Source organism: Mycobacterium sp. NGS29 (assembly GCF_059812965.1).
Map to the genome: position 1 here is coordinate 16,642 of NZ_JCALDR010000006.1, position 22,969 is coordinate 39,610.

At 67.5% G+C, this 22,969-nt stretch carries 22 protein-coding genes and 3 tRNA genes; 12 read left to right on the forward strand and 13 right to left on the reverse strand.

What is annotated here, in order from left to right:
• Position 1: 1 nt before the first annotated feature.
• The 4 genes from AC5Y5Z_RS10230 to AC5Y5Z_RS10245 all read right to left on the reverse strand — a co-directional run bounded on the left by AC5Y5Z_RS10230 (position 2) and on the right by AC5Y5Z_RS10245 (position 3,167).
• Positions 2-82: a PPW family C-terminal domain-containing PPE protein gene (locus tag AC5Y5Z_RS10230; protein WP_499925244.1), complete on the reverse strand. Its 81-nt coding sequence runs from the start codon at positions 80-82 to the stop codon at positions 2-4.
• Entirely contained in the window at positions 79-1,473 is a 1,395-nt protein-coding gene (locus AC5Y5Z_RS10235; protein WP_499925245.1) for a PPE family protein, read from the reverse strand. Before AC5Y5Z_RS10235 ends, AC5Y5Z_RS10230 begins: the two co-directional genes overlap by 4 nt.
• Positions 1,474-1,573: 100 nt before the next feature.
• Positions 1,574-1,840 carry a YdeI/OmpD-associated family protein gene (locus AC5Y5Z_RS10240; protein ID WP_463826313.1) on the reverse strand — a complete coding sequence of 89 codons (267 nt, stop codon included), beginning with the start codon at positions 1,838-1,840 and terminating at the stop codon, positions 1,574-1,576.
• 79 nt (positions 1,841-1,919) lie between these two features.
• Complete coding sequence (locus tag AC5Y5Z_RS10245) at positions 1,920-3,167, reverse strand: ammonium transporter (RefSeq protein ID WP_463826432.1); 1,248 nt, start codon at positions 3,165-3,167, stop codon at positions 1,920-1,922.
• A gap of 212 nt (positions 3,168-3,379) precedes the next feature.
• Between AC5Y5Z_RS10245 and AC5Y5Z_RS10250 the strand changes: the two genes are divergently transcribed.
• The gene (locus tag AC5Y5Z_RS10250; RefSeq protein WP_499924994.1) at positions 3,380-4,372 is read left to right on the forward strand and encodes a hypothetical protein; all 993 of its coding nucleotides are present in this window, start codon (positions 3,380-3,382) and stop codon (positions 4,370-4,372) included.
• An 88-nt stretch (positions 4,373-4,460) separates the two neighbouring features.
• Here the strand turns inward: AC5Y5Z_RS10250 and AC5Y5Z_RS10255 are convergent.
• Positions 4,461-4,543, reverse strand: a tRNA-Leu gene (locus AC5Y5Z_RS10255).
• 223 nt (positions 4,544-4,766) lie between these two features.
• Here AC5Y5Z_RS10255 and AC5Y5Z_RS10260 point away from each other — a divergent pair.
• The 7 genes from AC5Y5Z_RS10260 to pknB all read left to right on the forward strand — a co-directional run bounded on the left by AC5Y5Z_RS10260 (position 4,767) and on the right by pknB (position 14,502).
• On the forward strand, positions 4,767-6,431 hold the full coding sequence (locus AC5Y5Z_RS10260) for an FHA domain-containing protein (protein ID WP_499924996.1): 1,665 nt from the start codon (positions 4,767-4,769) through the stop codon (positions 6,429-6,431).
• A 123-nt stretch (positions 6,432-6,554) separates the two neighbouring features.
• Positions 6,555-7,022, forward strand: a complete 468-nt coding sequence (locus tag AC5Y5Z_RS10265) for an FHA domain-containing protein FhaB/FipA (protein ID WP_499924997.1) — start codon at positions 6,555-6,557, stop codon at positions 7,020-7,022.
• Positions 7,019-8,521 (forward strand): PP2C family protein-serine/threonine phosphatase, encoded by a 1,503-nt coding sequence (locus tag AC5Y5Z_RS10270; protein WP_499924999.1) that lies wholly within the window; start codon positions 7,019-7,021, stop codon positions 8,519-8,521. Before AC5Y5Z_RS10265 ends, AC5Y5Z_RS10270 begins: the two co-directional genes overlap by 4 nt.
• The gene (locus tag AC5Y5Z_RS10275; protein ID WP_463826292.1) at positions 8,518-9,930 is read left to right on the forward strand and encodes an FtsW/RodA/SpoVE family cell cycle protein; all 1,413 of its coding nucleotides are present in this window, start codon (positions 8,518-8,520) and stop codon (positions 9,928-9,930) included. The genes AC5Y5Z_RS10270 and AC5Y5Z_RS10275 overlap by 4 nt, the downstream gene beginning before the upstream one ends.
• Positions 9,927-11,405: a D,D-transpeptidase PbpA gene (gene pbpA / locus AC5Y5Z_RS10280; RefSeq protein ID WP_463826291.1), complete on the forward strand. Its 1,479-nt coding sequence runs from the start codon at positions 9,927-9,929 to the stop codon at positions 11,403-11,405. The genes AC5Y5Z_RS10275 and pbpA overlap by 4 nt, the downstream gene beginning before the upstream one ends.
• Positions 11,402-12,625 carry a serine/threonine-protein kinase gene (locus AC5Y5Z_RS10285; RefSeq protein ID WP_473138703.1) on the forward strand — a complete coding sequence of 408 codons (1,224 nt, stop codon included), beginning with the start codon at positions 11,402-11,404 and terminating at the stop codon, positions 12,623-12,625. Before pbpA ends, AC5Y5Z_RS10285 begins: the two co-directional genes overlap by 4 nt.
• The gene (gene pknB, locus AC5Y5Z_RS10290) at positions 12,622-14,502 is read left to right on the forward strand and encodes a Stk1 family PASTA domain-containing Ser/Thr kinase (RefSeq protein ID WP_463826289.1); all 1,881 of its coding nucleotides are present in this window, start codon (positions 12,622-12,624) and stop codon (positions 14,500-14,502) included. The genes AC5Y5Z_RS10285 and pknB overlap by 4 nt, the downstream gene beginning before the upstream one ends.
• On the opposite strand, the gene AC5Y5Z_RS10295 is transcribed toward pknB, so the two are convergent.
• Together AC5Y5Z_RS10295 and AC5Y5Z_RS10300 are read right to left on the reverse strand one after the other, a co-directional pair.
• Entirely contained in the window at positions 14,480-15,181 is a 702-nt protein-coding gene (locus tag AC5Y5Z_RS10295; RefSeq protein ID WP_463826288.1) for an aminodeoxychorismate/anthranilate synthase component II, read from the reverse strand. The two genes, pknB and AC5Y5Z_RS10295, sit on opposite strands and share 23 nt — an antisense overlap.
• Before the next feature lie 34 nt (positions 15,182-15,215).
• A complete protein-coding gene (locus tag AC5Y5Z_RS10300) occupies positions 15,216-15,971 on the reverse strand; it encodes a DUF881 domain-containing protein (RefSeq protein WP_473138701.1) in 756 nt (251 codons plus the stop codon).
• Between the two features lie 154 nt (positions 15,972-16,125).
• Here AC5Y5Z_RS10300 and crgA point away from each other — a divergent pair, with 154 nt between their 5' ends.
• Positions 16,126-16,407: a cell division protein CrgA gene (gene crgA / locus AC5Y5Z_RS10305; protein ID WP_418013974.1), complete on the forward strand. Its 282-nt coding sequence runs from the start codon at positions 16,126-16,128 to the stop codon at positions 16,405-16,407.
• Between the two features lie 156 nt (positions 16,408-16,563).
• Positions 16,564-16,983, forward strand: a complete 420-nt coding sequence (locus tag AC5Y5Z_RS10310; protein WP_499925003.1) for a PH domain-containing protein — start codon at positions 16,564-16,566, stop codon at positions 16,981-16,983.
• Between the two features lie 73 nt (positions 16,984-17,056).
• On the opposite strand, the gene AC5Y5Z_RS10315 is transcribed toward AC5Y5Z_RS10310, so the two are convergent.
• The gene (locus tag AC5Y5Z_RS10315; RefSeq protein ID WP_463826431.1) at positions 17,057-17,602 is read right to left on the reverse strand and encodes a peptidylprolyl isomerase; all 546 of its coding nucleotides are present in this window, start codon (positions 17,600-17,602) and stop codon (positions 17,057-17,059) included.
• Between the two features lie 118 nt (positions 17,603-17,720).
• Between AC5Y5Z_RS10315 and cwsA the strand changes: the two genes are divergently transcribed.
• Together cwsA and AC5Y5Z_RS10325 are read left to right on the forward strand one after the other, a co-directional pair.
• The gene (cwsA, locus tag AC5Y5Z_RS10320) at positions 17,721-18,149 is read left to right on the forward strand and encodes a cell wall synthesis protein CwsA (RefSeq protein WP_463826285.1); all 429 of its coding nucleotides are present in this window, start codon (positions 17,721-17,723) and stop codon (positions 18,147-18,149) included.
• A 39-nt stretch (positions 18,150-18,188) separates the two neighbouring features.
• On the forward strand, positions 18,189-18,542 hold the full coding sequence (locus tag AC5Y5Z_RS10325) for a VOC family protein (RefSeq protein ID WP_473138698.1): 354 nt from the start codon (positions 18,189-18,191) through the stop codon (positions 18,540-18,542).
• A gap of 40 nt (positions 18,543-18,582) precedes the next feature.
• On the opposite strand, the gene AC5Y5Z_RS10330 is transcribed toward AC5Y5Z_RS10325, so the two are convergent.
• From AC5Y5Z_RS10330 to gyrA, 5 genes are all read right to left on the reverse strand, one after another.
• Positions 18,583-18,655, reverse strand: a tRNA-Ala gene (locus tag AC5Y5Z_RS10330).
• Positions 18,646-18,801, reverse strand: a complete 156-nt coding sequence (locus AC5Y5Z_RS10335; protein WP_473138697.1) for a hypothetical protein — start codon at positions 18,799-18,801, stop codon at positions 18,646-18,648. The genes AC5Y5Z_RS10330 and AC5Y5Z_RS10335 overlap by 10 nt, the downstream gene beginning before the upstream one ends.
• Positions 18,802-18,806: 5 nt before the next feature.
• Positions 18,807-18,880 (reverse strand) — tRNA-Ile (locus AC5Y5Z_RS10340).
• Between the two features lie 65 nt (positions 18,881-18,945).
• The gene (locus AC5Y5Z_RS10345; protein ID WP_463826283.1) at positions 18,946-19,803 is read right to left on the reverse strand and encodes a DUF3566 domain-containing protein; all 858 of its coding nucleotides are present in this window, start codon (positions 19,801-19,803) and stop codon (positions 18,946-18,948) included.
• A gap of 45 nt (positions 19,804-19,848) precedes the next feature.
• The gene (gene gyrA, locus AC5Y5Z_RS10350) at positions 19,849-22,941 is read right to left on the reverse strand and encodes an intein-containing DNA gyrase subunit A (protein ID WP_499925006.1); all 3,093 of its coding nucleotides are present in this window, start codon (positions 22,939-22,941) and stop codon (positions 19,849-19,851) included.
• Positions 22,942-22,969 lie beyond the last annotated feature (28 nt).

Below are 22,969 nucleotides of genomic sequence, written 5' to 3' on the forward strand. Positions count from 1 at the left end.
ACTACTGCTCGTCGTCCCAGGTGGTGGGCAACATCGGAATGGTCGGCCCGCCGCCGTATCCGTCGGCCGGCAGGGTGATCAGGCCGGCGGCATCCGCCTCGGCTCCCGGTAGGTGCCGCCCAAGCCCATCGCGCTCGCGCCGCGAGTCGACGCGGTGACCGCGGGTTCCCCGTCGGGATCGAGGTCGTAGTCCAGCACCTCGTCGGCGTACTGCCGCTCCGGCATGGTCGCGGCGCGCCGTCGCCGGGCCCGCCGTTTCTCGCGTGCCGCAACCCCGGCGGCCGCGGCCGGAATTCCCTGCGTCGGCGCCTTCGCGCCGGTCCCTTCCCGCAGGGTCGGCGGGACGCCACCGCCCGGGTCGAAGCCCGCCACGGCATACGGCACCAACGTGCCGGCCGCGGGTGCTGCCGAGGCAGGCGCTGCTGCAGTCCCGCCCGCGCCGACCGACCCGGTGGACGCGGCGGCGGATGTCACCCCACTCGGCGCCAGACTCGCCAGCGGCAAGGCCGTGGAATGCCCGCTCACCGTCAGCGGGGTCGGAGCGGCCGACGCGCCGGCGACAGCCGGTCCCAGCGCAACCAGCTGCTGGCCCACCCCGGCCACCACGCCGAGGGTGATCGCCAGCAGCGGCTGGAGCAGCAGCTGCGGATAGGTCAGCGCCGCCCCGACATTGGAGAACACCTGGTAGGCCACGGCGGACAGGAACGGCCCCCATGTCACCAACGCCTGCGACGGATTGGTGAGGAAGTCGGTGACGAGTTTGACGCTGTTGCCCAGCGGGTCCTGCAGAAAATTGGTGATCGGCTCGAACAAGTCCTGGACATAGCCGGTGTACCACTGCAGCAGCTGGCTGATCAGGTTGGCGATGTCGATTTGGGAGCCCGCGTCAGCGGCCGGGGCCACGGCCGCAAGTTGGCTGGGCTCGGCGGCCGCGGTAGCCGAGTCGGCCTTGACCACCATCGGGGCCGGTCCGGTCGTCGGAACCGCGGCGGTCGCCGTCGTCGCCACGGTTTGGTACGTAGCCATCGTGGTCGCTGCCTGAATCCACATCCGCAGGTAGTCGGCTTCGTTCAGGGCGATCGGGATCGTGTTGATGCCAAAGAAATTCGTCGCGACCAGCACCCCGTGCACGACGTGGTTGGCGGCCAGTTCCGGCAGTGTCGGCATCGTGGCCAGCGCCGTCGTGTAGGCCGCGGCAACGGTCTCCTGCGCAGCCGCGGCGGCGGAGCTGTTGGCCTGCGCCACCGCGAGCCAGGCCAGGTACGGGCCGTGCGCAGCGCCGTAATCCGCAGCCGACGGACCCTGCCACGACCCCGCCTGCACCGCACCCAGGACGCCGGTGAGTTCGGCAGCGGCCGCAGCGTACTCCGCGCTGAGCGCCTGCCATGCCCCTGCGGCGGCCAGTAACGGGCCGGGACCCGGCCCGGCGGACAACAATGCCGAGTGCGCTTCGGGTGGCCAGGCCATCCACATCGGACCGGTCACCCGTCAACCCCCACACGACATCACACCCACCAGTGGTCTCCCCGCCATCGAGCAAGTTGACCCGGTAGCCCGGTGCTAAACCGATCGGCTATCTGCCGTTGCGCTCGCGGTGCTTGCAGCCCGGCCAGCAGCAGGGCCGCCGCTTGCCTTCTTCCAGTTCCTCTTGAGTCCTGCGGATGCGGCGCTCGCGTGTCTTTTGCTGCTTGGCGTCCTCGACCCAGCAGATGAACTCGTTGCGTGCCAGCGGGGTGATGTCGTGCCAGAGGGCCAGTGCGGTGGAGTTGGCGGTCAACGCCTCGCGCAGGTCGGCGGGGAGTGGGTGCACCACACCGCCGGGCACTTGCTGGCTGTTCACGAGGCCAGGGTAATCGAGAGGGTCATCGGGGAGAACCCGGCGATGAGACGTTCCGGCCGACGATCCGACAGCTCAGCGCTCAACCGTCCTCGTCCGCTTCCAACCGGGTACGGGAGGTCTCCTGCTGCCCGAACAGCGGCCGGTGCACCTGCTGGTGCCCCAGAACGCCCTCGGTGTACGCCGTCTCCGCGTGCTGGCTGAGGTCGACGCCATTCACCTCGTCCTCCCGGCTGATGCGGAAGCCGATGACGAGGTCGATCACCTTGGCCAGCAGATAGCTGACCGTGAACGCGTAGGCACCGACGGCCACCATGGCCAGCGCCTGTTTGCCGAGCTGGCCCACCCCGCCGGCGTAGAACAGTCCATTCGGACCCTTGGTCATCACCGCGGTCGCCAGCAGACCGATCAGCAGCACCCCGACCACGCCGCCGACGAAGTGCACGCCGACGACGTCGAGCGAGTCGTCGTAGTTGAGTTTGAACTTCACCGTGATGGCGAACGCGCACACGATTCCGGCCGCCATTCCGACGACCGCGGCACCCAGGGTGTTCACGTAGCCGCACGACGGCGTGATCGCCACCAGCCCGGCCACCACTCCCGATGCGGCGCCGAAGGTGGTGGGCTTGCCGTCGCGGAGCTGTTCGACCGTCAGCCAGCCCAGCATGCCCAGGCAACCGGCGACCAGGGTGTTGAGGAAGACCGCGGAAGCGAACCCGTCGGCGGTCAGGGCCGAACCGGCGTTGAACCCGAACCAGCCGAACCACAGCAGTCCCGCTCCCAGCAGCACGAACGGCAGGTTGTGCGGACGCATGGCCTCGGTCTTGAAGCCGATGCGCGGGCCCAGCACCAGGGCCAGCGCCAGGGCCGAGGTGCCGGAGACGATCTCGACTACCAGACCGCCGGCGAAGTCCAGCGCGCCCAATTTGGACAGCCAGCCCGCTGGCCCCCAAACCCAGTGCGCGACAACGGAATACACCGCGATCACCCATAGCGGGACGAAGATCAGCCAGGCGCTGAATTTGGCGCGGTCGGCGATGGCGCCGCTGACCAGGGCCGCGGTGATGATCGCGAAAGTCAGCTGGAAGGTCGCGAACAGCAGTTCGGGAACCTGGCCGTGCAGCGTCTGCGGACCGATCCCACTCATCCCGGCGTGCGACAGACCGCCCAGGAATCCGCCGGCGCCGCCGTCGGAGAACGCCAGGCTGTACCCGACGAGCAGCCATGCCACGGTGACCAGCGGGATCGAGATGAAGCTCATCATGATCATGTTCAGCACGCCGGTGGTGCGCACCATGCCGCCGTAGAAGATTGCCAACCCGGGCGTCATCAGCAGCACCAGCGCCGTGCTGGCCAGCAGCCACGCGGTGGCGGCGGGATCGATGTTCAACTCAGGGCTCCCTCGATAGTCGTCGATGAGAATGTAGGCGGCATGGGTGGGGCGGCCGCCAGAAGGGGCGGTGCTTGCGCCGGGGTGAGCGACCACGCGATGCCACTCACGGGTACTCGGGTGACATCGTCGGCAGCACTACTGTCGTGCCGATGAAGGGTGTCGTGCCGGTGAGGGATCGCTGTCGTTTCGGCCTCGGCCTGCTCGCCGTTGCCGCCGCTGTGGTCGCATGCACGCACGATCAGCCTGCGCCGAAAGCCACCGACTCCGGGCCACCGGATACCAGCGTGGTCGCGCCTACCAACGACGCCGACCTTGAGCGGCTGCGCACGATCCAGCAGATCCGTGGCGTCGATATCTGCGCCCTGTACGGCGGGGCGCGCACGGTGGCGGGCAAGGCACTCACCATCGAGGCACCTACCTCGGCGATCCTGTGCCGCTCCCGCATCGGCCAAGACAGCGACAACATCACGGCGACCATCTCGTTGGCGGTCGGGCCGGTGGTGCTGCCTCAGCCGGCGGCCTGGGCCAAGCACGAAACGATCGACGGCACCGATGTCACCGTCGCCGACGCATTCGCCGGACCCAACATGCCCCCGCGCGACCAGATGGTGTCGGCGGGCTGTGAGTGGGCAGCCACCTATCCCGGCAGTGTGCGCCTGACCGCCATGGTGATGGCGCCACCGCGAATCGACGGCTGCGCCATTGGGCGCAAGCTCATGCAGGTGGGCCTGCACGAATTCGCCCGCAAGCCTTCCCTGGCGACGAGTTCGGTGCCCCGCACCGTGATCACCGGCGCCGACCCGTGCCGGGCACCGGCGCGACTGCGCCCGGCGCACGGCATTTCCTGGGACATTGCAGAGTTCAGCACCCATGACTGCGCCTTCGGCGTCGACGGCGGGCCGAACGTCTACCTTTCATTGGACTACGCGGAGCCCGACGGGCTCACCTACGAGCCTGAGCATTTCGACGTCGGCGGGCACGCCGTCAGCGGCGACGGCGAGGCGGGCATCTTTACGGTGGTGATCGGCCCGCAGTTCCAGGTCGGCACCAAGACGATGGTCCCGGTCGCCACGATCACCGATCCGGCGAATGACTCCGATCGGATCCGGCTGATCGCCCAGGCGGTTGCGGATGAATACTGACGACGAGGTCAGGGGACCCGACAAACACAGAGGCCACGGACTCTACGTCCGTGGCCTCGCGCGCCGCAGTTCGCGGAACCGCTCACTGTGGGCGAAGGGGGACTTGAACCCCCACGTCCCGAAGGACACTGGCACCTGAAGCCAGCGCGTCTGCCATTCCGCCACTCGCCCGAACAACCGGAGGACCATATCACTCTAGTAGCCGCGCGCCCCAACCGCTCGGCGGGCTCGACCGGCGTCGCGCGGTAATAAGGTCTCTGATCAGTATCGATGTGATTCCCAGGAATCTCACGGTGCCGCAGCATGGCGGTATCCCGATACGATGACGGCACTCGGCCGAGTCGTTTGCCCTCCGCCGACGATCCCTGGCACAGAGTGAAGCGAGCGCGCAACGATGGGTGGCCAACGCGGGCTAGTTCAGCGCATCGAGCGCAAACTCGAGGCGACCGTCGGTGATGCGTTTGCTCGGGTCTTCGGCGGATCGATTGTGCCGCAAGAGGTGGAGGCGCTGCTGCGGCGCGAAGCGAGCGACGGCGTCCGGTCACTGCAGGGAAATCGCCTTTTGGCACCCAACGAATACATCATTACCCTCAGTGTGCACGACTCGGAGAAGTTGAACGCCGATCCGGATCTCACGTCGAGCGCTTTTGCTCGGTACTTGGCGGACTTTATCCAGGAACAGGGGTGGCAAACGTATGGTGATGTGGTCGTCCGGTTCGAGCATTCCGCGAACCTGCATACAGGCCAGTTCCGCGCCCGCGGGGCTGTCAACCCCGACGTCGAGCCCCGCCCGACGGATACCGATTCCGCCCCGCCACAATCAGATGATGCGTTTGGCGCAGAACCAGGAGTACGACCGATGACTGACAACCCAGGCTACCGCGGTCAGGGGCGGCCCGACGAGTACTACGACGACCGCTACGGACGGCAGGACGACCAGCGCGGTTACCCGCCGGAACAGGGCGGTTACCCACCGCAGCAGGGATACCCGCCGCAGGGCGGGTACGGCCAGCAGGGTGGTTACCCGGACCAGGGCGGCTACGGCCAGCAGGGTGGATACGGCGACCAGGGCGGCTACGGCCAGCAGGGCGGTTACGGCGACCAGGGCGGTTACGGCCAGCAAGGTGGCTACGGCCAGCAAGGCGGCTACGGCGACCAGGGCGGCTACGGCCAGCAAGGCGGTTACGGCCAGCAGGGTGGCTACGGCGACCAGGGCGGCTACCCGGACCAGGGGCACGGCGGGTACGGCGAGCCGGGCCAGAGCGGCTACGCGCCCACCCACGAAGCTGCGCCACCCGCTACGCCCCAAGGTCCACCCGGTGGCGGCTACGGCGGTCAGGGCGGCTACGGCCAGGACCAGGGCTACCAGCAGGGTGGGTACGGTCAGCCGCCGGGCGGCGGCTACGGCGATTACGGTGACTACGGCCGCGAGCCCGCCCGCCAGGACGCCGGCTACGGCGCCCCGCCGGCTCCGCCGGAGCCGCAGCGCTCGGCCTACCCCGAGGGGGGCGGCTACCAGGACCAGGGCTATCAACAGGGCGGCGGCTACGGCCGACAGGATTACGACGCCGGGGCCTACACCCAGTACGCCGAAGCCTCGCCGGCCGGATTCGCGCCTCAACAGGGCGGTTACGGCGACCCCGCCGGCCGGGACTACGACTACGGCGCTCAGGGCCAGCAGCCGGCCTCCGACTACGGGCAGCCGCCGGCTTCGGACTACGGGCAGGGCGGTGGCTACGGCGGCTACGGGCAGGGCGGGTACGGCTCCGCCGCAGCGCAGGTCACCCTGCAGCTCGATGACGGCAGCGGCCGCACCTATCAGCTTCGCGACGGCTCCAACATCGTCGGGCGCGGCCAGGACGCCCAGTTCCGGCTGCCCGACACCGGGGTTTCCCGCCGGCACCTGGAGATCCGCTGGGACGGTCAGGTCGCATTGCTCTCGGACCTGAATTCGACCAACGGCACCACCGTCAACAACGCACCGGTGCAGGAGTGGCAACTAGCTGACGGCGACGTGATCCGGCTCGGTCACTCCGAGATCATCGTCCGCATCCACTGAGCCACACGCTCACGCTGTCGAGCCTCTCCCCACGGCGACCACCGTCCCAGTATCGTGTCTTTGCTGAGGTGCTCGGTCTCGCGGGCAGGGGGTGGGCAATGCCGGCACGGAAAGGACCGTCAGATGCAGGGGTTGGTACTGCAGCTGTCGCGTGCCGGCTTCCTGATGTTGTTATGGCTGTTCATCTGGTCGGTGCTGCGGATCCTGCGCACCGATATCTACGCCCCCACCGGAGCGGTCATGGTGCGGCGCGGGCTGGCGTTGCGGGGCAGTCTGCTGTCCCCGCGGCATCGGCGCGACTCCGCGCGCTACCTGGTCGTGACGGAGGGCGCGCTGACCGGTGCCCGGATCACCCTCAGCGGACAGCCGGTGTTGATCGGACGCGCGGACGATTCGACCCTGGTGTTGACTGACGACTACGCGTCGACGCGGCACGCCAGGCTGTCTCAACGCGGTTCGGAATGGTATGTGGAAGATTTAGGGTCGACGAACGGCACTTACCTTGACAGGGCGAAGGTGACGACTGCGGTACGAGTTCCCATAGGTACGCCGGTTCGGATCGGCAAGACGGCGATCGAGCTGCGCCCGTGACGCTGGTATTGCGCTATGCGGCCCGCAGCGATCGCGGCCTGGTGCGGTCCAACAACGAGGACTCGGTGTATGCCGGTGCACGGTTGTTGGCCCTGGCCGACGGCATGGGCGGGCACGCCGCCGGCGAGGTGGCGTCGCAACTGGTGATCGGCGCGCTGGCGCCACTGGACTACGACGAGCCCGGCGGCGATCTGCTGGCCAAGCTCGACGCCGCGGTTCGCGAGGGCAACTCCGCGATCGCCGCGCAGGTCGAGATGGAACCCGATCTGGAAGGGATGGGGACCACCCTCACCGCGATCCTGTTCGCCGGGGACCGTCTCGGACTGGCCCACATCGGTGACTCGCGCGGCTACCTGTTCCGGGACGGCGAACTGACGCAGATCACCAAAGACGACACGTTCGTGCAGACCCTGGTCGACGAAGGACGCATCACCGCTGAGGAGGCCCACAGCCACCCGCAACGGTCGCTGATCATGCGGGCGCTGACCGGTCACGAGGTGGAGCCGACCCTGACGATGCGCGAAGCCCGCGCCGGTGACCGCTACCTGCTGTGCTCGGACGGTCTGTCCGACCCGGTCAGCAACGAGACCATCGCCGAAGCACTGCAGATCGCCGATGTCGCCGAAAGCGCTTACCGGTTGATCGAACTCGCGCTGCGCGGCGGGGGGCCCGACAACGTCACGGTGGTGGTCGCCGACGTCGTGGACGACGAGTTCGGCCAGACCCAGCCGATCCTGGCCGGCGCGGTGTCCGGCGACAGCGACGAGGACCAGCTGACGCTCCCCAACACCGCGGCCGGCCGCGCATCAGCGATCCGACCCCGCAAAGAGGTCACCAAACGCGTTGCGCCGCAAGCAGAACCGCCGAGCAAGCCGCGCTGGCCGCGGCGCCGGATCATTCTGGCCGCCGTGCTGGCGGTGCTGGTGCTGCTGGCCGGCGTGTTCATCGCCAAGCTCATCATCGGCAACAACTACTACGTCGCCAATGACAACGGCACGGTGGTCATCATGCGGGGGGTCCAGGGATCGCTGCTGGGTATCTCCCTGCACGACACGCACTCGTCGAGCTGCTTGAAAGGCAACGAGATCTCCGAGGCTCCCGCCGGACAGCAGTGCCGGCCGGTGAAGCTGGAGTACCTCTATCCGTCTGCCCGGAAATCGGTGCAGGACGGGATTCTGGCCGACTCGCTGGACGGTGCTCGCCAGAAGCTGCGCGACCTGTCCAAGCAGCTGATGCCGGAGTGCCCGCAGCAGCGCACGTCGTCGACAGAGCCAACAGCCCCGTCCACCAACAGCAGGGGCACCCCCGAACCCGGCAACGGCTCGACGCCGCCGGCCACCAGCTCCACGGCCCCGTCGACGACTCCGACCACGCCGGCGCAGAGCTCGCTGCCTTCGTCCAGCACCACCCCGGTAGCGCCCGCCCCGCCGTCTCCGCCGGCAACGGAAACCCAGCAACCCTCTCAAACACCAGGCGTGGACTGCCGGGCAGCGGCATGACCACAACGGAATTGCCCGCACCGGTTGCGGTGACTCCTCCGCTGCCGACCCGGCGCAACTCCGAGTTGCTGCTGCTGGTGTTCGCCACGGTGATCACCGTCGCCGCGTTGGTGATCGTGGAGACCAACCAGGAGCGCGGCGTGCACTGGGACCTGGTCAGCTACGGGTTGGGCTTCCTGACGCTGTTCATCTTCGCCCACCTGGTTCTCCGGCGTTTCGCGCCGTTCACCGATCCGCTGCTACTGCCGGTGGTCGCGCTGCTCAACGGCCTGGGTCTGGTGATGATCCACCGCCTGGACCTGGTGGATAAAGAGGTGGGCCGGCACGGTCACCCCAGCGCCAATCAGCAGATGCTGTGGACCCTGCTCGGTGTCGTGGCGTTCGCGCTGGTGGTGGCGCTTCTCAAGGACTACCGCCAACTGGCCCGCTACGGCTACATCTGCGGCCTGACGGGTCTGGTCTTCCTGGTCATTCCCGCGCTGCTGCCCAAGTCGCTGTCCGAGCAGAACGGTGCCAAGATCTGGATCCGGCTGCCCGGCTTCTCCATCCAGCCCGCCGAGTTCTCCAAGATTTTGCTGTTGATCTTCTTCGCCGCGGTATTGGTCGCCAAACGCAGCCTGTTCACCAGCGCCGGCAAGCACGTGATGGGGATGAACCTGCCGCGCCCCCGCGACCTGGCCCCACTGCTGGCCGCGTGGGCGATCTCGGTGGGCGTGATGGTCTTCGAAAAGGATCTGGGCACCTCGCTGCTGCTGTACTCGTCTTTTCTGGTGCTCGTCTACCTGGCGACGCAACGGTTCAGCTGGGTGGTGCTCGGGCTGGTGTTGTTCGCGCTCGGCAGTGTGGTCGCCTACTACTCGTTCAGCCACGTCCAGGTGCGGGTCCAGACCTGGCTGGACCCGTTCGCCGATCCCGACGGGGACGGCTACCAGATGGTGCAGGCGCTGTTCAGTTTCGCCACCGGTGGGATCTTCGGCACCGGTCTGGGCAACGGCCAGCCCGACACCGTGCCCGCGGCGTCCACCGACTTCATCATCGCCGCGTTCGGCGAGGAGTTGGGTCTGGTGGGCCTGGCCAGCATTTTGATGCTCTTCACCATCGTCATCATCCGCGGCATGCGCACCGCGATCGCCACTCGTGACAGCTTCGGCAAGCTGCTGGCCGCCGGTCTGGCCTCGACGCTGGCGATTCAGCTGTTCATCGTGGTCGGCGGGGTCACCAAGCTGATTCCGTTGACCGGATTGACCACGCCCTGGATGTCCTACGGCGGGTCGTCGCTGCTGGCCAACTATGTGCTGCTGGCCATCTTGGCCCGCATCTCCGACGGCGCCCGGCGTCCGGTGCGCACCCGTCCCCGCAAGAAGTCGCCGATCGCGGCGGCCAGCACCGAGGTCATCGAGCGCGTATGAACACCTCGCTGCGCCGGATTTCGGTGACCGTGATGGCGCTGATCGTGCTGTTGTTGCTCAACGCCACGATGACGCAGGTCTTCACCGCCGACGGGTTGCGGGCCGACCCGCGCAATCAGCGTGTGCTGCTCGACGAATACTCGCGCCAGCGGGGCCAGATCATCGCGGGCGGCCAATTGCTGGCGTATTCGGTCGCCACCGACAGCCGGTTCCGTTTCCTGCGGGTGTACCCCAACCCCGAGGTGTACGCGCCCGTCACCGGCTTCTACTCGCTGCGCTATTCCAGCGCCGGCCTCGAACGGGCCGAGGATCCGCTGCTCAACGGGTCCGACGAACGGTTGTTCGGCCGGCGGTTGGCTGACTTCTTCACCGGTCGCGACCCGCGCGGCGGCAACGTGGACACCACCATCAACCCGCGTGTGCAGCAGGCCGCCTGGGACGCGATGCGGCAAGGCTGCAGCGGCTCCCCGTGCAAGGGCGCCGTCGTCGCGCTGGAACCCTCGACTGGCAAGATCCTGGCCCTGGTGTCCGCACCGTCTTACGACCCGAACCTGCTGGCGTCGCACAATCCCGACATCCAGGCGCAAGCCTGGCAGCGCCTCCGGGACAGCGCCGACAATCCGCTGGTCAACCGGGCGATCTCGGAGACATACCCGCCCGGTTCCACGTTCAAGGTGATCACCACCGCCGCGGCCCTGGCCGCCGGCACCAGTGAGACCGCGCCGCTGACGGCAGCGGCCAAAATTCCGTTGCCCAACAGCACCGCCACGTTGGAGAACTACGACGGCACCCCGTGTGGGCCAGGTCAGACCGTGCCGCTGAACGAGGCGTTCGCCAAGTCCTGCAACACCGCCTTCGTCCAGCTCGGACTGCTCACCGGCGCCGAGGCGATGCGCAGCGTGTCCCGGGCGTTCGGCCTGGACGACACCCCGGCGCCGATCCCGCTGCAGGTGGCCGAATCGACCGTGGGCCCCATCGCCGATGGTGCCGCGCTGGGCATGACCAGCATCGGGCAGAAGGACGTCGCGCTCACACCGTTGCAGAACGCCGAGGTTGCCGCGGCGATCGCCAACGGCGGCATTTTGATGCGGCCCTACCTGGTAGAAAGCCTCAAGGGACCCGACCTGGCCAACATCAGCAGCACTGCGCCATATCAGCAGCGCCGCGCAGTTTCGCCGCAGGTCGCCGCTAAGCTGGCAGAGCTGATGGTCGGCGCCGAGAAAGTCGCACAGCAGAAAGGGGCCATCCCCGGCGTGCAGATCGCATCGAAGACGGGCACCGCGGAGCACGGCTCCGACCCGCGGAACACGCCACCGCACGCGTGGTACATCGCCTTCGCGCCCGCGCAGGCGCCAAAGATTGCCGTGGCGGTGCTGGTGGAAAACGGGGGTGATCGCCTGTCCGCGACCGGCGGCGCGGTCGCCGCGCCGATCGGACGGGCAGTGATCGAAGCTGCGTTGCAGGGGGGACCATGAGTCCGCGCGTCGGGGTGACGCTGTCGGGTCGTTACCGCCTGCAGCGGCTCATCGCCACCGGCGGCATGGGCCAGGTTTGGGAAGCGGTGGACAGCCGCCTGGGTCGGCGCGTCGCCGTGAAGGTGCTCAAGCAGGAATTCTCACAGGACCCGGAGTTCATCGAACGGTTCCGCTCCGAGGCCCGCACCACTGCGATGCTCAACCATCCCGGTATCGCCCAGGTGCACGACTACGGCGAAAGCCAGCTGGACGGCGAAGGCCGCACCGCCTACCTGGTCATGGAGCTGGTCAACGGTGAACCGTTGAACTCGGTGCTCAAACGCACCGGCCGCCTCTCGCTGCGGCACGCCCTGGACATGCTTGAGCAGACCGGCCGCGCGCTGCAGATCGCGCACACCAACGGTCTGGTGCACCGTGACGTCAAGCCGGGCAACATCCTGATCACCCCTACCGGTCAGGTGAAGATCACCGACTTCGGTATCGCCAAGGCCGTCGACGCCGCACCGGTCACCCAGACCGGCATGGTGATGGGCACCGCCCAGTACATCGCGCCCGAGCAGGCCCTGGGCCACGACGCGACACCGGCCAGTGACGTCTACGCGCTGGGAGTTGTTGGCTACGAAGTGGTTTCGGGCAAAAGGCCGTTCACCGGGGACGGTGCGCTGACCGTGGCGATGAAGCACATCAAGGAGCCGCCGCCGCCGTTGCCCAATGATCTGCCGCCCAATGTGCGCGAGCTGATCGAGATCACCCTGGTGAAGAATCCCAGCCAGCGCTACCGCAGCGGGGGACCGTTCGCCGACGCGGTGGCCGCGGTGCGAGCCGGCCGGCGACCACCCCGACCCAGCGCGTCTCCACCGGCCGGCCGGGCCGCCCCGGCGGCGGTCCCGTCGGCCGCCCCGGCGCGGATCGCGCCCGCGTCCTCCACCAGCCGCACCGCCGCGCCACGCCGCTCGCAGGCCGCCTCGGGTCGCCGGCCGCCGCCGGCCCGGCGGACGTTCTCCTCCGGCCAGCGGGCGCTGCTGTGGGCGGCCGGGGTACTCGGCGCGCTGGCGATCATCATCGCGGTGCTGATCGTCATTTCGAAGAACGACACCGCACAGCAGCAACAGGTGCCGCCGACGGTGAACAACACCGGAAGCGCGTCGGTCAGTCATTGGACTGACAGTGGGGAAACGGGTATCCCTGGGATGCCGGCTCAATTCGGGACCCCAGGATGACAACCCCTCAGCATCTGTCCGACCGTTACGAACTGGGCGACATCCTCGGCTTCGGAGGTATGTCCGAGGTTCACCTCGCCCGCGACCTGCGGTTGCACCGCGACGTCGCGGTCAAAGTGTTGCGCGCCGACCTCGCTCGCGACCCCAGCTTCTACCTGCGGTTCCGGCGTGAAGCGCAGAATGCCGCCGCGCTCAACCATCCGGCGATCGTCGCGGTGTACGACACCGGCGAGGCAGAGACACCGGCCGGACCGTTGCCGTACATCGTGATGGAGTACGTCGACGGCGTGACCCTGCGCGACATCGTGCACACCGAAGGCCCGATGACGCCCAAGCGGGCCATCGAGGTGATCGCCGACGCCTGCCAGGCGCTGAACTTCAGCCACCAGAACGGCATCATCCACCGCGACGTCAAGCCGGCGAACATCATGATCAGTTCCGCCAACAACGCGGTGAAGGTGATGGACTTCGGCATCGCCCGGGCAATCGCCGACGGCGGCAACAGCGTCACCCAGACCGCCGCGGTGATAGGGACCGCGCAGTACCTGTCGCCCGAGCAGGCCCGCGGCGACCCGGTGGACGCCCGCTCCGATGTGTATTCGCTGGGCTGTGTGCTCTACGAAATGCTCACCGGGGAGCCACCTTTCACCGGTGACTCACCGGTCTCGGTGGCCTACCAGCACGTCCGCGAAGATCCGGTGCCGCCCTCGGAACGGCACGAAGGAGTTTCCGCCGACCTCGACGCCGTCGTGCTCAAAGCCTTGGCCAAGAACCCGGAGAACCGGTATCAGACGGCCGCCGAGATGCGGGCCGACCTGGTCCGGGTGCACAACGGCGAGGCCCCTGAAGCTCCCAAGGTGCTGACCGGCGCCGAGCGCAAGGCATATATGTCCTACTCAGGTCCCAGCCACACCGGACCGCGGACCGACCCGCTGCCCCGGCAGAACTTCGACGAATCCGACAACCGGGGTGCGGGGTCGGTGGGTCGCTGGGTGGCCGCGGTGGCGGTACTGGCGGTGCTCACGATCGTGGTCACCATCGCGATCAACACTTTCGGTGGCAATCCCCGCAACGTCCAGGTTCCCGACGTGCGCGGCCAAGCGTCGGCGGACGCGATCGCCGCGCTGCAGAACAAGGGTTTCAAGACGCGCACCCAGCAGAAACCCGACTCGACGATCCTGCCCGACCACGTCATAGGCACCGACCCGATCGCTAACGCCTCGGTGGGCGCGGGCGACGAAATCACCATCAACGTCTCCACCGGTCCCGAGCAGCGCGAGCTGCCCGACGTGTCGTCGCTGACCTACGCCGAAGCGGTCAAGAAGCTCACCGCCGCGGGTTTCAGCAAGTTCAAGGAAGCCAAGGCGCCGTCCGCTGCGGAGCAGGCCGGCAAGGTCATCGGGACCAACCCGCCGGCGAATCAGACGTCGGCGATCACCAACGTGATCACGATCATCATCGGTTCGGGTCCAGAGACCAAGCAGATCCCCGACGTCGCGGGCCAGACGTTGGAGATGGCGCAGAAGAACCTCAGCGTGTACGGCTTTTCGAAGTTCAGTCAGGCGTTGGTGGACAGCACGCGCACCGCCGGCGACGTCATCTCCACCAATCCGCCGGCAGGCACCACGGTCCCCGTCGACTCGGTGATCGAACTGCAGGTATCCAAGGGCAATCAGTTCGTGATGCCGGATCTGTCCGGCATGTTCTGGACGGATGCCGAGCCTCGGTTGCGTGCACTGGGGTGGACCGGGGTGCTGGACAAGGGGCCCGACGTCGACGCCGGTGGTCCGCTGCACAACAAGATCGTGGTTCAGAGCCCGTCGGCCGGCAGCGGCGTCAATCGGGACGGCGTGATCACGCTGAAGTTCGGTCAGTGACTCCGGCCGGCCGGGTGGACGGTTCGACCGGGAAGTGCGGCCGCACCGCGGTAGAGACTTCGTTCTCCAAGCGACGTACCAACGTGTCGTCGCGCACCCAGCCGCAGTAGGCGAGCCAGTTCGCCAGCATCCGGTGACCGCCTTCGGTCAGGATCGACTCCGGGTGGAACTGGACGCCGTGGATGGGCAGACCGGTGTGCCGCACTGCCATGATCACCCCGCTGCGGGTGTGCGCGATGGCCTCCAACTCGGCTGGCAGCGACTCCGGCAGGATGGTCAGCGAGTGATACCGGGTGGCCGTGAACGGATCCGGAAGTCCTTGCAGCACACCGGCATTGGTGTGCAGCACACTGCTGGTCTTGCCATGCAGCAACTCGGGTGCGCGGTCGACGGTGGCACCGAACGCCACCCCGATGGCCTGGTGCCCCAGGCACACCCCGAGCAGGGGCGTGCTGGACTCGGCGCACGCGCGGACCAGGCTGATCGAGGCGCCCGCGCGCTCGGGTGTCCCCGGCCCCGGGCTGAGCAGCACACCGTCGAACTGGGTGGCGACGGCGTTCGCATCGGCCAGGCGCGCGTCGTCGTTGCGCCACACGGCGGCCTCGACGCCCAGCTGGCCCAGATACTGGACCAGGTTGAACACAAAGCTGTCGTAGTTGTCGACGACCAGGATCTGCACCGTGACAGGTTACCGCCCAGGTGCGGTGCTGTTGTCAGTAGCCGATCGGGCCCATCGGCTGCGCATAGTGCAGCCGCACCGGCTCGGAATGGCCGGCGATCTGGACGTCGGCCTTGACTTCCTCGCGGTACCCGAGTCCGAACCGGACCACGTACTGCTTGTAGAGGGTCACCAGTGGAGCGGCGGCCAGCGCCGCCTGCATGGCGGCGGCGTTGCCGATGGCGGTGATGGAATAGGGCGGGCTGTAGGTGCGACCGTTGAGCAGCAGGGTGTTGCCCACGCAGCGGACCACCGACGTGGCGATGATGCGTTGGTCCTGCATCTGGATGGCTTCCGCGCCGGCACTCCACATCGCATTGAGCACCCCGTCGATGTCCTGCTGGTGCACGACGAGGTCGTCCGGGGTGGCGTCCCGCGGGAACCGGCCGTTGGCATCGCGCTGCGCGTCGTTGAGGACCACTACCAGGGCGGGGCCGCGCACCGGGTTCATGTCGGCCTCGCCGGCCAGTTCGGCGGCCCGTTGCAACATCGCGCGTAGTGCGGTGTCCGACGACCGGCCGTGTGCGGCGTCGAGCTTGCGGCTCAGCGCTTCGCGTTCGGCGTCCAGTTGACTCACCGAGGACCGGGTTTCACGGACCAGGTCCACCAGCCGCGGCGCGTCGCTACGACGGATTTCCGCACCCCCGGACACCCCGTGCGTCGCGGCCAGCAGCAGCCCGGCCAGCAGACACACCACCGGGACACCGAAGTGCCACAGCGAGCGGCGCTGATCGGATCCCTGTTCGGTCAACGGTGTGTCTCCGGCTCCTGATCGCGGTTCGCGGTGGGTGGTCGCGGATCGCCTTGAGTTAAGGTCGTACCCAAGCTCCGCGCTGCAACCGTAATCGTTGCACCTGTTCCGCATCGTTGCACCTGCCCTGCTCGTTTGACACCAGAGGTAGTAAATGCCCAAGTCCAAGGTCCGCAAGAAGAACGACTTCACCGTCAGCGCGGTGAGCCGTACGCCGGTGAAGGTGAAGGTGGGGCCGTCCAGCGTCTGGTTCGTCGCGCTGTTCATCGGGCTCATGCTGGTGGGGCTGGTTTGGTTGATGGTGTTCCAGTTGGCGGCTTACGGTCCGCAGGCTCCGGCCGCGCTGCACTGGATGGCCGAACTCGGTCCGTGGAACTACGCCATCGCGTTCGCTTTCATGATCACCGGGCTGTTGCTCACGATGCGCTGGCACTGAGCGTTGACTCAGGGGTAATGGCGGGGTGATATGTCGGTCTTGTTAGCGAGCTAGCAACCCCGCCGTTACCCAATCACACGCGTGTGATTCATCCCCACTGTTGATAGCTGCTGTGGATTAATCGTATCCATGGTGGTGAGAGGGCTCCGATAACGCATGCAGCAAACTGAATGGTCGCCGCCCACCGCCGGAATCGCAGCTTGCGGCGTCGGCGGCATGATGTTGGCTATCGCCGCTGTGACGCTGGTCACAGACCCGCCCGGGCGCTTCATCGCCGGGATTGCCGCGCTGGGTCTGCTCGTGTTTGCCGGCGCGTCGTGGCGGGCCCGTCCCAAGCTGGCTATCACCGACGAAGCGCTGGTGTTGCGCGGCTGGTTGCGCACGCAGCTGTTGCGCCGCGACGCGATCGACATCATCCGGATTACCGAATTCCGCCGACACAGGCGGCGGGTGCGGCTGCTGGAGATCGAGACGGTCGGCGGGGGACTGATTGTGCTGTCGCGCTGGGACCTGGGCACCGACCCTTTGGACGTGCTCGACGCCCTCACCGACGCCGGCTGGGCGGGTCACCCTTAGTGCCGAGCAGACGCAAAAGCCCCCATTTCGGCACGAAATTAGGGGCTTTTGCGTCTGCTCGGCGGGGGACTGGTCAGGAAATGGTGATGGATTCGATGACGACCGGTTCCAGCGGGCGGTCGTTGCCGTCGGTCGCCGTGGTGGCGATGGTGTCGACGACGCGCTGCGACTCGGGGTCGATGACCTCGCCGTAAATCGTGTGGCGACGGTTCAGGTGCGGGGTCGGGCCCACCGTGATGAAGAACTGTGAGCCGTTGGTGCCCGGCCCGGCGTTGGCCATCGCCAGCAGGTACGGCCGGTCGAACTGCAACTCGGGGTGGAACTCGTCGGCAAACTTGTAGCCCGGACCGCCACGGCCGGTGCCGGTCGGGTCGCCGCCCTGGATCATGAAGCCCTTGATCACCCGGTGGAAGACCGCGCCGTCGTAGAACGGGCCCGACGGGCCGCCGGAGGCGTTCTGCGTCGAGTACTCCTTGGTGCCCTGCGCAAGCCCGACGAAGTTGGCGACGGTCTTGGGCGCGTGGTTGCCGAACAGGGCGACCTTGACGTCTCCCCGGTTGGTGTGCAGCGTGGCGGTGGCGGTCTGAATCGGGTTGGTCACGGGATCACAGTCTGCCACCACACCGCATCCGGCCCGCAGCCGGTGCACCTGCATCCGTTTGAGGTCAGGTACTAGCTCGACGGCGTGGTACCTGATAGGACTCGTAGGATCCGAGCGGCACGGCGAAAGGCGGCAGATGAGTGTGACGGTGGATGCCCGGTTGACTCCGCGCGAGCGACTCACCCGGGGCCTGACCTACTCGACGGTGGGACCGGTCGACGTCACCCGCGGCGTCGTCGGCCTCGGAGCCCAAGGTGCGCGCTCGACGGCCACGGAGCTCCGGCGCCGCTACCGGGAGGGCCGCCTGGCCCGCGAGCTCGCCGCCGCCCAGGAGACGATCGGCCAGGAGCTGGCCGCCGCCCAGGAAGTGGTCGCCAACCTGCCGCAGTTGCTGCAGGATGCCCGCCGCACCCAGCGCCGCAGCAAGAAGCCCTGGGTGATCGCGGGTGCCGCCGGGGTGGCGGTGCTGGCCGCCGGTGGGGTCGCGTTCAGCATCGTGCGCCGCTCGACGCGTCCGGATCCGTCGCCGTTGCCGCCCAGCGTCGATGTGCAACAGCGTCCCTAGGCAGGTGGGTTTCACCTCCGCGCGCGCAGGGAGTCACCGATGACCGGGCACGACGTACGAATGATCATCTTGGCGACCGACGATCTCGACGAGTCGATCCGGTTCTACACCGAGACGCTGGGGATGGCGTTGAAGTTTCGCGACGGAGCCCACTTCGCGGCGCTGGACGGTGGCTCGGTGACGCTGGCGTTGGCGACCGCGGTGGACCATCCGATTCCGGGCCAGGTTGTCGTCGGGATCAAGACCGCTGACGTCGACGCCGCGGCCAAGGCGGTGGAAGCTGCCGGCGGTGGCATCGTGCAGGGCCCCCACGACGACGCGCACGAGCGGCGTGCCGTGGTCTACGACAACAAGGGCAACGGGCTGGTGTTCTACAGTCCGCTCAACCGCTGACGCCTGCCTCGCATGGCCGGCGATGGTCACGGCCAGTGTGTGGAGCCTAGGGGAATCGAACCCCTGACACCCGCCTTGCAAAGGCGGTGCTCTACCAACTGAGCTAAGGCCCCTCGTGGTGATCGGGTGCGTCATCAGAGGTCGGATCGGGCGCCACGTGCCAGACTTCGACGTCGCGCCGCGCACGGAACACGGCAGCCGCGCCGGCCGCGGCGGCCGCCGCCAGCGCGAACTTCACCCGACGTCTTGACGAACCCATGGTCGTGGGCCTAGGAGGACTCGAACCTCCGACCTCTTCGTTATCAGCGAAGCGCTCTAACCGCCTGAGCTATAGGCCCGTACTGCGCATACGGCCGAGCGACGAGATTACCGCACCGGCCACCCGACACCCAAAACAGGCCAGCTAGTCCCGATCCGCCAGCGTCACTTCGATACCACCGATCAGATCGGTGGTGAGGTTGTAAACGAACGCGGCGATGGTGGACATCGCGGTCATCAGCACGATGTTGACCAAACCGATCAGGACGGCGCCGCCGAAGATGGTGCCGCTGGAGACGAGCTCACCGCTGCTGCCGCTGGTGTTGTTCAGCAGATCGCCGACGTTGCTGTTCAGCTTGGCCCACACGCCCATGCCGCCGAGCACCAGGTACAGGAACGCGACCGCGATCATCCAGACGAAGAACAGCGCCACCGACAGCAGCAGCGACACCTTCAATGTGCTCCACGGGTCGATGCGACGGATCTGCATGCTGGCCCGCACCGGCCCGCGGGCCCGCCGGGACCCGACCGCCACCCGCGACTCCCGCGATTCGCGGCCTTCGCTGCTGGACCGGGTTGTTCCCGACGAGGTGTCCGAGCTCCGCTCGGGAGTGGACTTGCGCGGGGTGGCCCGCGGAATCGGCCCGGACAGATCGGGCAGTTCGCTGGCATATGCCTCTGCAGGGGTGTTGTCGCTACGCACAGCTGGCGCCTCCGGCGGTGAGCCGGTGGTCGGACCCGACCCGCCGGAGATGAAACGATTCAGCCGCGCTTCGGAGCTGCTGGGCGGCCGCACTTCGGTGGGTGGGTCTGCCGCTGGACGCGGTCCCGACTGCGATGACGTCCGCGCCGCTCCGCGCTGCCACGGCGGCGCGTCGCCCGCATCCGGGATGCGGCCGGACCCGGTCGCGGCTCGGTGCGCACCGGCCCGTTCGGTTGAGCCATCCCCGTTCGGCTGGTCGCCCGGACTGGGGGCGCCGCCCGGCTCGTTCGGTGAACTCACCCCGACTCCTCACATGTGTGCTCAAGTAGCCGAGTCTATGCCCGGCTAGCTGACCGGCCCCTCTTCGCCCTCGACCTCGGCCTCGACGCCGGCTTCGGCGTTGCGGGCGATGGCCAACAGCGTGTCGCCCTCACCCAGGTTCATCAGCCGGACGCCCTTGGTCTGCCGTCCGGCCTTACGGACCTGCCGGGCGGTGGTGCGGATGACACCGCCGCCGGAGGTGATCGCGTAGAGCTCGCTCTCGTCGTCGACGATCAGCGCCCCGACCAGTCGGCCGCGCCGCCGGTCGTACATGACCGTCAGCACACCCTTGCCGCCGCGCCCCTGTACCGGATACTCCTCGATGCCGGTCCGCTTGGCGTAGCCGCCCGAGGTGGCGACCAACAGGTAGGTGCCTTCGTGCACGACGTTCAGCGAGAGCAGCCGGTCGTCGGCGTTGAACCGCATACCCTGCACCCCTGAGGTGGCGCGGCCCATCGGCCGCAGCGCCTCGTCGGTCGCCGAGAACCGGATGGATTGGCCGTTGGCCGACACCAGCAGCAGGTCGTCATCCGAGGAGCACAGCACCGCGCCGACGAGCTCGTCGCCGTCGCGCAGGTTGACCGCCACGATCCCGCCGGACCGGTTGGAGTCGAAGTCGGTCAGTTTGGATTTCTTCACCAGCCCGTTACGGGTGGCCAGCACCAGGTACGGCGCGTCCTCGTAGCTCTTGATCTGGATGACCTGGGCGATGCGTTCTTCGGGCTGGAAGGCCAGCAGGTTGGCGACGTGCTGACCGCGCGCGGTCCGCAACGCCTCCGGTAACTCATAGGCCTTGGCCCGGTACACCCGCCCCTGGGTGGTGAAGAACAGGATCCAGTCGTGGGTGGAGCAGACGAAAAAGTGCCGCACGATGTCGTCCTGCTTGAGCCCGGCACCCTGCACGCCTTTGCCACCGCGTTTCTGGCTGCGGTACAGATCGGTCTTGGTGCGCTTGGCGTAACCGGTTTCGGTGATGGTGACGACGACGTCCTCGCGGGCGATCAGATCTTCGTCGCTGACCTCACCGTCGGCGGCGATGATCCGGGTACGACGGTCGTCGCCGTGCTTGTCCACGATCTCGCCGAGTTCGTCGCGCACGATGCCGCGCTGCCGTTCCGGTTTGGCGAGAATGTCTTCCAGGTCAGCGATTTCGGCTTCGATCTTGGCCAGGTCGTCGACGATGCGTTGACGTTCCAGGGCGGCAAGCCGGCGCAGCTGCATGTCCAGGATCGCCTGCGCCTGGATCTCGTCGATGTCGAGCAGTTCGATCAACCCGGTGCGGGCGACGTCCACGGTTTCCGATGCCCGGATCAGCGCGATGACCTCGTCCAGAGCGTCGAGGGCTTTGACCAGACCGCGCAGAATGTGGGCCCGCTCGTTGGCTTTTCGCAGTCGGTAGGTGGTGCGCCGGACGATCACGTCGAGCTGGTGCGCGACGTAGTAGCGGATCATCTGGTCCAGCCGCAGGGTGCGCGGCACCCCGTCGACGATCGACAGCATGTTGGCACCGAAGCTGGTCTGCAGCTGGGTGTGCTTGTAGAGGTTGTTGAGCACCACCTTGGCCACCGCATCGCGCTTGAGTTCGATGACGATGCGCAGCCCGACGCGGTCGCTGGACTGGTCCTCGATGTTGGAGATTCCGGCCAGCCGGCCGTCGCGGACCTGCTCGGCGATCGAGGTGATGAAGTTGTCGTGGTTGACCTGATAAGGCAGCTCGGTAATCACCAGCGAGGTCCGGCCGCGCGAATCCTCTTCTACCTCAACGACTCCGCGCATTTTGACCGAACCGCGGCCGGTCTTGTACGCGTCAGAGATTCCCTGTGATCCGACGATCAGACCGGAGGTGGGAAAGTCCGGTCCCTTGACGCGCTCCATGACCGCGTCCAGCGTCGCCTCTTCGTCGGCGTCGTGGTTGTCCAGGCACCAGAACACCGCTTCGGCGAGTTCGCGCAGGTTGTGCGGCGGGATGTTGGTGGCCATGCCCACCGCGATGCCGCCCGAGCCGTTGGCCAGCAGGTTGGGGAACCGGCTGGGCAGCACCGTGGGTTCCTGCACCCGGCCGTCGTAGTTCGGGATGAAATCGACTGTCTCCTCGTCGATTTCGCGCAGCATCTCCATGGCCAGGGGGGTCAGCCGTGCTTCGGTGTTGTGACTGATGAAGCCGTTGGTCAGGAACGCGTGGTCTTCGGTGTCGACCCGCAGGCTGTAGACCGGTTGCACGCCGGCGTCGGTAACGGATGCGACTCGTGCGTAGTGGAAACGGCCGTCGGTGAGTTCGGATGCAATGGCCGCGGCATCCGCGTCATCTACGTCGGCCTGCAGGAATTCGGCAAGTCCCGGCACCTCGTCGACCGTGGGGGATAGGCAGCCCATCGTCGGCGTGCTGGGTTCACGACCCCCACCCTCGGTGCTGAGGACCACACAGTCACCCGGCGCAATCTCTTCGATGAGCTTCCACAACAACGTGGGCACCGGTCCGATGTTCACCAGGCACAGCAGCGGGTGATTGGCCGTGCCGGTTAACTCGTGACCGCCGTTCGTGCGGACCCGGAACGTGGGGTGTTCACCCGAATGGAACAACCTGTCTGCAGAGACCGGCAGGCCGTGCCGGTCAAGCACTTTCAGGTCAATGGCGTTGTCGCTGTTGGCTTCAGCGCCCGGAACCACCTCTGCGATGGGGATGGAGCGGCCCTCGGGCAGTCCGATCAACGTGTCCCCGGTGACGCAATACCTCATTGCCGCCGGCGGATCGTTGCCCGGCGATCCGAAGTTGCCCTGCCCGTCGACCAACGGGTACCGCAGCGACCACGGCTGCGCCATCCGCACCAACGTGTCGTAGATCGAGGCGTCGCCGTGCGGGTGGTAGTTACCCATCGTCTCGGCCACCGAGCGAGCCGATTTGGCGTGGCTGCGGTCGGGACGGAATCCGGAGTCATACATCGCGTAGAGCACCCGGCGGTGCACCGGCTTGAGGCCGTCGCGCACTTCGGGCAGCGCGCGGCCGACGATCACGCTCATCGCGTAGTCGATGTAGCTGCGCTGCATCTCCTGCTGGATGTCGACCGGTTCGATCCGGTCCACCGAGTCGTCGCCGGGCGGCAGCGTCGTGTCAGTCATCTATTCCTCGTTGTATCGAAGGCGGACT